Below are 8,853 nucleotides of genomic sequence, written 5' to 3'. Positions count from 1 at the left end.
CTGTCCGCACCCCGGCCCGCGCGGCTCGCCCGGCGCCCCGGGCGATCACGGATCCGGGTGCGACGCAGGCTACGCGATCCGCTGTGGGCGTACGTGCCGCGGGAACTTCGCCGAGGCCTCGCACGCTTTGCATACAGTGGCAGGAACGGCAGGAAAAACGCGGTTTCCACAACCGCCTCCGCTCGCGAAGGGACGTACATGCCCATGGGTCACACGACCACAGCCGAGGCAGGCTCCGGGGGCCTGACAGCGACCGAGCACCGCCTGGCCAACGGTCTGCGCGTGGTGCTCTCCGAGGACCACCTGACCCCCGTGGCGGCCGTCTGCCTCTGGTACGACGTCGGCTCCCGCCACGAGGTCAAGGGGCGCACCGGCCTGGCCCACCTTTTCGAGCACCTGATGTTCCAGGGCTCGGGGCAGGTCAAGGGCAACGGCCACTTCGAACTGGTGCAGGGCGCCGGCGGCTCGCTCAACGGCACCACCAGCTTCGAGCGCACCAACTACTTCGAGACCATGCCCGCCCACCAGCTGGAGCTGGCGCTCTGGCTGGAGGCCGACCGCATGGGCTCCCTGCTGACCGCCCTGGACGACGAGTCCATGGAGAACCAGCGGGACGTCGTCAAGAACGAGCGCCGCCAGCGCTACGACAACGTTCCCTACGGGACGGCCTTCGAGAGGCTGACCGCCCTGTCGTACCCCGAGGGCCACCCCTACCACCACACGCCGATCGGCTCCATGGCGGACCTGGACGCGGCCACCCTGGAGGACGCCCGCCAGTTCTTCCGCACCTACTACGCGCCGAACAACGCGGTGCTCTCCGTGGTCGGCGACATCGACCCCGAGCAGACCCTCGCCTGGGTGGAGAAGTACTTCGGGTCCATCCCGTCCCACGACGGCAAGCCCGCGCCCCGGGACGGCTCCCTGCCGGACGTCATCGGCGAGCAGCTGCGCGAGGTCGTCGTCGAGGAGGTCCCGGCGCGCGCCCTGATGGCCGCCTACCGGCTGCCGCACGACGGCACGCGCGCCTGCGACGCGGCCGACCTCGCCCTGACCGTCCTCGGCGGCGGCGAGTCCTCCCGGCTCTACAACCGGCTGGTGCGCCGCGACCGTACGGCCGTCGCGGCCGGCTTCGGCCTGCTGCGCCTGGCCGGCGCCCCCTCCATGGGCTGGCTGGACGTGAAGACCTCCGGCGACGTGGAGGTGCCGGTCATCGAGGCCGCCATCGACGAGGAGCTGGCCCGGTTCGCCGAGGAAGGTCCCACCGCCGAGGAAATGGAGCGCGCCCAGGCCCAGTTGGAGCGCGAGTGGCTCGACCGGCTCGGCACGGTCGCCGGCCGCGCCGACGAACTGTGCCGCTACGCCGTCCTGTTCGGCGACCCGCAGCTCGCCCTGAACGCCGTGCCGCGCATCCTCGAGGTGACCGCCGAGGAGGTCAGGGAGGTCGCCAAGGCCCGCCTGCGCCCCGACAACCGTGCGGTCCTGGTCTACGAGCCCAAGTCGCCGGAGCACGTCGAGGACGCCGACCTGCCCGAGGACCCGGAGTCGGAAGCCACCGTAGAGGCCGGCAACGAGAACGAGGAGACGGCCAAGTGACCGAGCAGCTCGCCACCATGGACTTCCACCCCCGGCCCCAGGCCGGCGAGGCCAGGCCCTGGGCCTTCCCGGCCCCCGAGCGCGGCGCGCTCGACAACGGCCTGACCGTGCTGCGCTGCCACCGCCCCGGCCAGCAGGTCGTCGCCGTGGAGGTGCTGCTGGACGCGCCCCTGGACGCCGAGCCGGCCGGCCTGGACGGCGTCGCCACCATCATGGCGCGGGCCTTCTCCGAGGGCACCGACCGGCACTCCGCCGAGGAGTTCGCCGCCGAGCTGGAGCGCGCGGGCGCCACCCTCGACGCGCACGCCGACCACCCCGGCGTCCGGCTCAGCCTGGAGGTCCCCGCCTCCCGCCTGGCCAAGGGCCTCGGTCTGGTCGCCGACGCGCTGCGCGCCCCCGCCTTCGCCGAGAGCGAGATCGAGCGCCTGGTCCGCAACCGGCTGGACGAGATCCCGCACGAGCTGGCCAACCCGGCCCGCCGTGCCGCCAAGGAGCTGTCCAAGGAGCTGTTCCCGGCGGCCTCGCGCATGTCCCGTCCGCGCCAGGGCACCGAGGAGACCGTCGAGAAGATCGACGCGCCCGCCGTACGCGCCTTCTACGAGCGCCATGTGCGCCCCGCCACGGCCACCGCCGTGGTGGTCGGCGACCTCACCGGCATCGACCTGGACGCGCTGCTCGGCGACACCCTGGGCGCCTGGACCGGCACGCCCGGCGAGCCCCGGCCCGTGCCGGCGGTGACGGCCGACGACACCGGACGCGTCGTCATCGTGGACCGGCCCGGCGCCGTCCAGACGCAGCTGCTCATCGGCCGGATCGGCCCGGACCGGCACGACCGGGTGTGGCCCGCCCAGGTGCTCGGCACCTACTGCCTCGGCGGCACCCTCACCTCCCGTCTGGACCGGGTGCTGCGCGAGGAGAAGGGCTACACCTACGGTGTGCGCTCCTTCGGCCAGGTGCTGCGCTCCGCCCCGGACGGCACCGGCGCGTCGATGCTCGCCATCAGCGGCTCGGTGGACACGCCCAACACCGGCCCCGCCCTCGACGACCTGTGGAAGGTGCTGCGCACCCTCGCGGCGGAGGGCCTGACCGACGCCGAGCGGGACGTCGCCGTGCAGAACCTCGTCGGGGTGGCGCCGCTGAAGTACGAGACCGCGGCGGCCGTCGCGAGCACGCTCGCCGACCAGGTCGAGCAGCACCTGCCCGACGACTTCCAGGCGACGCTGTACCGGCAACTGGCCGCCACGGGCACGGTGGAGGCGACCGCGGCCGTCGTCAACGCCTTCCCGGTGGACCGCCTGGTGACCGTCCTGGTCGGTGACGCGGCGCAGATCAAGGCGCCGGTCGAGGCGCTGGGCATCGGTGACGTCACCGTGGTGGCGGCCGAGTAACCGCACACGGCGGACGGGGCCCTGACGACCTGTACGGGTCGTCAGGGCCCCTGTTGTTCCACTCTCTTCCTCAGATGTCCGAATTGGGGCGGAGGTTGCGTGTCTGCCCTGTGGGATGCGCTACAAAAACCCCGATCTGTTTGGGGATCGAGAGCCGGTCCGCTTAGCGTCATCCGGGCTGTTCGTCGGGCAGTGCGCCGCACCCGCGGCACCGGACAGCCATCGCCGAGTCCCCGTACGGCGCGAGCCAGGGGAGCCGGGGACCCACACGTCCCTGGGGTGAATCGGGCGCCCGCGCGCGACGCGAGGGAGCCCGTAGGAGACCTTCCTGCTCCGAACCCGTCAGCTAACCCGGTAGGCGAGAGGGAAGGAAAGGACCAGCCACTCCATGGCGTTCATGTGCGCCACCGGGAAGCACCGCAAGCCCGGCCGGGTCAAGCGAACCACCGCCCAGGCGGCCGGTGTCGCGGCCCTGACGACCACCGGCGTCATCGGCACCCTCGCGGCCTCCCCGGCGCTCGCCGCCGAGCGCCCCGCGGAGCAGACCGGTCTCACCCCCGTGCTCGCCGCGAGCGACGACGTCGCCGAGCACATCGACGCGCAGGCCAGCGCCCAGCAGCGGGCCGCCGAGCGCAAGGCGGCCCAGGAGGCCGCGGCCAAGGCCGCCGCCGAACGGGTGAAGCAGGCGCGCGAGGCGAAGGCCCGCGCCGCCCGCGAGGCCGAGCGCAAGCGCCTGAACACCTTCGTCGCCCCGATCGCGCACTCCTATGTGTCCACCGGCTACGAGGCCAGCAGCTCGCTGTGGTCCTCCGGGTCCCACACCGGCATCGACTTCCACGCCGCCAGTGGCACCCCGGTGCACGCGGTCGGCGTCGGCACCGTCGTCTCCACCGGCTGGGGCGGGGCGTACGGCAACCAGATCGTGATCCGCATGGCCGACGGCACGTACACCCAGTACGGCCACCTGTCGTCCATCGGCGTCACGGTGGGCCAGGCGGTCACCGCCGGCCAGCGGATCGGCCTGTCCGGCGCCACCGGCAACGTCACCGGCCCGCACCTGCACTTCGAGGCGCGCACCAGCCCCGACTACGGCTCCGACATCGACCCCGTCGCCTACCTGCGCGAGCACGGCGTCGACGTCTGACCGACCCCGCACGGCATCCGAAAGCCCCGGCCACCGAGCCGGGGCTTTCGCCTTTCCCGCGTTGTCCCGGCGGGCCTGTCCAAAAAATATCCCTGGATTCCGGCCCGCCGTCGGAAAAGGCGCCCCGGTGGAATAGAGTCGCGGGAATAGGGTCACGGGAAACACGCGTCCGTCGTCGGCGTCGTGTCGCGGGGAATCAAGGCGGAGGTCGGTCATGCGTATTCCGGCGCAGTCGGTGTGCACGGCGATCCGGGACGACATCGTCACCGGCGTCCTCGAACGCGGCGGCCGTCTCACCGAGGAGGTGCTGGCCCGCCGCTACGGCGTCTCGCGCGTCCCCGTGCGCGAGGCCCTGCGCACCCTGGAGGCGGAGGGCTTCGTGGTGACGCGCCGGCACGCGGGCGCCTGCGTGGCCGAGCCGACCGAGGACGAGGCCGCCGACCTGCTGGAGATGCGTCTGCTCCTGGAACCGCTGGGCGCGGCCCGGGCCGCCCGGCGGCGCACCGAGGCCCATCTCAAGGTGCTGCGGGGCCTGGTCAGGCTGGGACAGGAGCGCGCCGGGCGGGGCGACGGCGAGGATCTGCGTGCGCTGGACGGCTGGTTCCACGAGACGCTGGCCCAGGCCTGCGGCAGCCCCTCGCTCACCTCCGCCCTCCTCCAACTGCGCCACAAGATCGCCTGGATGTACACGGTGGACGCGCCGCCGGACCCGGTCGGCACATGGACGGAGCACGGCGCGATCGTGGACGCGGTGGCGCGCGGCGACGGGGCGCGCGCCCGCGCGCTGACCGCGCTGCACACCGAGCGGACGGCGGCCGGGCACCGGCTGCGCGTACCCGGCGCCGCCGAGCGCGTGAGGACTTCGCAACATGCCGTAAACATGTCGGGTGCACGGAATTAACACGGGTGCCGTATACAAAGTGATGGGTATTGTCCGGGCGAGTGTTTTCCTGTTTCCAGGGCGCCGGGAATTACGGTACCCGGTGAATGCGGCAGGTTTTCCGAAAACCGTGAACACCTGCCGTTCGGGCTTCACTGTCGGCCGCCGGGTGCCGATGGCCGGCCAGAGCGCGTCGGAGGACGGGTCCACGGCGTGACCGGGCGGCTTCTGCACGGCACTTGCCGGGAGGGGACCGGCGGACGGGCCGCCGAGCTTGTGGGAGCCCAGCGCGCGGGGCGCCCTGCCAGGTGCCGTCCGAGGGAACGGCCGCAGTGGCAGCCGCGGTTCGACACGAAGGTGCGCTCACTCGGATGTGGTTGCCGCCGACGACGGCGAAGGCCCTGCCGTCGGTGTCGTTGCGGCTGTTGCCCGGGTCGCCGAACCGTCGGGCGTCCTCGCCCGAGGACGCGCTGGTGCCGCCGTGGCCGGTCCGGTCGGCACCGCACCGACCGCCGCCATGTGTTCCGGGCGGCTCGCGCCGCTTCCCGTCCGCGCCGAGCCGGCGGATCGGCCCGAGCCGGGCCTCACACGACTGCGTGAGGCCCGGCTCCGCGAAGGCGCGAAGGCGCGAAGACGCGAAGGGGGCGAAAGGGTCGATGCCGCTCAGACGGTCTCGGGCAGCTCTTCCAGTCCCTCGGCGACCAGCTTGGCCAGCCGGTCCAGGGCGGCCTCCGCGCCCTCGGCGTCGGAAGCGAGCACGATCTCCTCGCCGCCCTGGGCGCCCAGACCCAGAACGCCGAGCATGGAGGCCGCGTTGACCGGGGTGCCGCCGGCCTTGGAGATCGTCACCGGGATGCCTGCGGCCGTCGCGGCCCGGACGAAAATGGAGGCGGGGCGGGCGTGAAGACCCTCGGCCCAGCCGACGTTGACGCGGCGCTCAGCCATGTGTTGCTGCCCTTCACTCTTCAGGGTTGTCTAGACCAGTCTTCCATATGGTGAACCATGCCTGGAGAGGGGCTGCGCACCCCCTCCACGTGCCGTCGTGACCGCACCCTCGGCCCGGCGTCCGTTCCCCACAGACTGCCCCGCGCCGTTGCCCGACGCTAGCCGTACTCTGGGGCGCATGCGAACCTCGGCGGAACCGCAGGGCCGGTACGACTATCCCGCGCACTGGGAGGCGGACGTGGTGCTGCGGGACGGGGGCACCGCCCGCATCCGGCCCATCACCGTCGACGACGCCGACCGCCTGGTCCACTTCTACGAGCAGGTGTCGGACGAGTCCAAGTACTACCGCTTCTTCGCGCCCTACCCCCGGCTGTCCGCCAAGGACGTGCACCGCTTCACCCACCACGACTTCGTCGACCGGGTGGGGCTCGCGGCCACCGTGGGCGGCGAGTTCATCGCCACGGTGCGCTACGACCGCATCGGCACCGGCGGCGCCCCCGCGTCCGCGCCCGCCGACGAGGCGGAGGTCGCCTTCCTGGTGCAGGACGCCCACCAGGGCAGGGGAGTGGCCTCCGCCCTCCTGGAGCACATCGCGGCCGTCGCCCGCGAACGGGGCATCCGCCGTTTCACCGCCGAGGTGCTGCCCGCCAACACCAAGATGATCAAGGTGTTCACCGACGCCGGCTACACCCAGAAGCGCAGCTTCGAGGACGGTGTCGTCCGCCTGGAGTTCGACATCGAGCCCACCGACCGCTCGCTCGCCGTGCAGCGCGCCCGGGAGCAGCGTGCCGAGGCCCGCTCGGTGCAACGGCTCCTCGCGCCCGGCTCCGTCGCGGTGATCGGCGTCGGCCGCGCGCCCGGCGGGGTGGGCCGCAGCGTCCTCGCCAACATCAAGGACGCCGGGTACGCGGGCCGGCTGTACGCCGTGAACAAGGCCTTCCCCGAGGACCTGGCGGAGGTCGACGGGGTGCGGGCGTACCACTGCGTGCGGGACGTCGACGGCCCGGTGGACCTCGCCGTCGTCGCCGTACCGGCCGAGTACGTGCCCGCCGTGGTCGCCGAGTGCGGGGAGCACGGCGTCCAGGGACTCGTCGTGCTCAGCGCCGGGTACGCCGAGAGCGGGCCCGAGGGCAGGGAGCGGCAGCGGGCGCTCGTCCAGCAGGCGCGGGCGTACGGTATGCGGATTATCGGGCCCAACGCGTTCGGCGTCATCAACACCGCCCCGGAGGTGCGGCTGAACGCCTCCCTCGCGCCCGAGATGCCGCGGCCCGGCCGCATCGGCATGTTCGCGCAGTCCGGCGCGATCGGCATCGCGCTGCTGTCCCGGCTGCACCGGCGCGGCGGCGGGGTCACCGGGGTCAGCGGCGTCTCCACCTTCGTCTCCGCCGGGAACCGCGCCGACGTCTCCGGCAACGACGTCCTCCAGTACTGGTACGAGGACCCGGACACCGACGTCGTCCTGATGTACCTGGAGACCATCGGCAACCCCCGCAAGTTCACCCGGCTCGCCCGGCGGACTGCGGCGGCGAAACCGCTGGTCGTGGTGCAGGGGACCGGCACCGCACCCCAGGGCCACGCGGTGCGCGCCACCCGGCTGCCGCACGCGACGGTGTCCGCGCTGCTCCGGCAGGCCGGGGTGACCCGGGTCGACACCATCACCGAACTGGTCGACGCGGGACTGCTGCTCGCCCGCCAGCCACTGCCCGCCGGGCCGCGCGTGGCGATCCTCGGCAACTCGGAGTCGCTGGGCGTACTGACGTACGACCGCTGCCTGGCGGAGGGGCTGCGGCCGGGGCGCCCCCTGGACCTGACGACCGGGGCCGGCGCGGAGGACTTCCACCGGGCGCTGAGCGCGGCGCTCGCCGACGACACGAACGACTCCGTCGTGGTGACGGCGATCCCGGCGATCGGCGAGGCGTCGCCCGGGGACGCGGAACTGGCGGAGGCCCTGCGGTCCGCGGCGGCGGCGGTGCCGGGGAAGCCGGTGCTGGTGGTGCATGTGGAGCTGGGCGGACTGGCGCAGGCGCTCTCGGCGGCGGCGAGCACCGCGCCGACCGCCGCGGACAAGCTGCCCGGCGCCGAGGGCGGCGCCCCGGCGTCCCGTCCGGCGGAACGACCGCCCACCGTGGTGTCCCCGCCCGAAGGGACCCGGCTCATCCCCGCCTACCCCGCCGCCGAACGCGCCGTCCGGGCTCTGGCCGAGGCCGTCCGCTACGGGCAGTGGCGCCGGGAGGCGATGGACCCCGGAAGGGTGCCGGAGTACGAGGACATCGACGAGAAGGGGGCCGCACGGCTGATCGGGGAGCTGCTGGCACGCGGCGAGGGGCTCACCATCTCCGAGGCCGAGACCTGTGAGCTGCTCGGCAAGTACGGCATCCGGGTGCGGCGCGCCCTGCCCGCGCCCGCGCCCGACGCCGCCGCCGAGGCCGCCCGCACCCTCGGCTACCCGGTGGCCCTGAAGGCGACCGCCCCGCACCTCAGGCACCGCGCCGACCTCGGCGGGGTCCGTCTGGACCTGGCCGACGAGGACCAACTGCGCCGAGCCTACGCGGAGTTGTCCGAGCTGTTCGGCAAGCCGGAGGAGCTGCGGCCGGTGGTGCAGGGGATGGCGCCCCGGGGCGTCGACACCGTCGTACGGGCCGTGATCGACCCGGCGGCCGGGGCCGTGCTGTCCTTCGGCCTGGCCGGCGCGGCCTCGCAGCTGCTGGACGACACGGCGCACCGGCTGATCCCGGTCACCGACCGGGACGCGACCTCGCTGGTGCGCGCGATCCGCACCGCGCCCCTGCTCTTCGGCTGGCGCGGCTCCACCCCCGTCGACACCCCCGCCCTGGAGGAGCTGCTGCTGCGGGTGTCCCGTCTGGTCGACGACCACCCCGAGGTGGTCGCGGTCACCCTGGAAC

The 8,853-nt window shown here is 73.4% G+C and carries 6 protein-coding genes and 1 riboswitch; of the genes, 5 read left to right on the top strand and 1 reads right to left on the bottom strand.

The genetic code is table 11. The features are described from left to right. Window positions 1-198: 198 nt before the first annotated feature. The 4 genes from FRZ03_RS02380 to FRZ03_RS02365 all read left to right on the top strand — a co-directional run bounded on the left by FRZ03_RS02380 (window position 199) and on the right by FRZ03_RS02365 (window position 5,026). Window positions 199-1,593 (top strand): M16 family metallopeptidase, encoded by a 1,395-nt coding sequence (locus FRZ03_RS02380; protein ID WP_146463495.1) that lies wholly within the window; start codon window positions 199-201, stop codon window positions 1,591-1,593. Between the two features lie 17 nt (window positions 1,594-1,610). Then, on the top strand, window positions 1,611-2,981 hold the full coding sequence (locus FRZ03_RS02375; protein ID WP_146463496.1) for a M16 family metallopeptidase: 1,371 nt from the start codon (window positions 1,611-1,613) through the stop codon (window positions 2,979-2,981). A gap of 213 nt (window positions 2,982-3,194) precedes the next feature. Further along, a riboswitch (cyclic di-AMP (ydaO/yuaA leader) is annotated at window positions 3,195-3,357 on the top strand. Between the two features lie 12 nt (window positions 3,358-3,369). Next, on the top strand, window positions 3,370-4,125 hold the full coding sequence (locus FRZ03_RS02370; protein ID WP_146463494.1) for a M23 family metallopeptidase: 756 nt from the start codon (window positions 3,370-3,372) through the stop codon (window positions 4,123-4,125). A gap of 214 nt (window positions 4,126-4,339) precedes the next feature. Continuing rightward, window positions 4,340-5,026 (top strand): GntR family transcriptional regulator, encoded by a 687-nt coding sequence (locus FRZ03_RS02365; protein WP_146463493.1) that lies wholly within the window; start codon window positions 4,340-4,342, stop codon window positions 5,024-5,026. Window positions 5,027-5,668: 642 nt separating this feature from the next. Here the strand turns inward: FRZ03_RS02365 and FRZ03_RS02360 are convergent. Continuing rightward, window positions 5,669-5,950, bottom strand: coding sequence for an HPr family phosphocarrier protein (locus tag FRZ03_RS02360; RefSeq protein WP_146463492.1), 282 nt, complete (start codon window positions 5,948-5,950; stop codon window positions 5,669-5,671). A 178-nt stretch (window positions 5,951-6,128) separates the two neighbouring features. Between FRZ03_RS02360 and FRZ03_RS02350 the strand changes: the two genes are divergently transcribed. Beyond that, window positions 6,129-8,853: bifunctional acetate--CoA ligase family protein/GNAT family N-acetyltransferase (locus FRZ03_RS02350; RefSeq protein WP_146463491.1), on the top strand; the 2,725-nt coding region annotated here is incomplete at its 3' end.

The organism is Streptomyces misionensis (assembly GCF_007896895.1).
GTDB classification, from domain to species: Bacteria; Actinomycetota; Actinomycetes; order Streptomycetales; family Streptomycetaceae; genus Streptomyces; species Streptomyces misionensis_A.
Note: the sequence above shows the minus strand (reverse complement) of the source record. Positions and strands in the feature narration are given on the sequence as shown.